Consider the following 451-nt stretch of genomic DNA (forward strand, 5'->3'; position numbering starts at 1 on the left):
GCTCCACTTCTTGATGAATTTCAAGAATATGTTGAAAGAGAAATAAAAGATGCACTTCCTAAAAGTCCTCTAGGTAAAGCTCTTGATTATACAAATAAAGTATTACCTGGAATGAAAACTCTTTTACTTGATGGATCTTTAGAAATTGATAATAACGGTGCCGAAAGGGCTATAAAGCCATTTGTAATTGGCCGTAAGAATTGGCTTTTTAGTAATACGTCTAAAGGTGCAAAATCTAGTGCCACAATATACAGTATTATTGAAACTGCTAAAGCTAACGGCTTAATAGTAGAAAAATACTTAGTGTATTTGTTTGATAAGATATCAGAAATAAATATAGATAATAAAGAAATTTTATTAGATATTATGCCGTGGTCAAAGAAGCTTCCACCAGAATTAAGAGCATCAACCCGTAAATAATTATATTAAATTTTAACTCCAAGTAGAAAGC

Annotated in this window: 1 protein-coding gene; it reads left to right on the forward strand. The window is 30.8% G+C overall.

Annotation, left to right across the window (positions count from 1 at the left end):
* Positions 1-420, forward strand: a 420-nt coding sequence (locus ACQRD5_RS17220) for an IS66 family transposase (protein ID WP_427747120.1), incomplete at its 5' end; no start/stop codon positions are given.
* Positions 421-451: the final 31 nt, after the last annotated feature.

The sequence above is a fragment of the Clostridium sp. SGI.024 genome (assembly GCF_050315195.1).
Lineage (GTDB): Bacteria > Bacillota > Clostridia > Clostridiales > Clostridiaceae > Clostridium.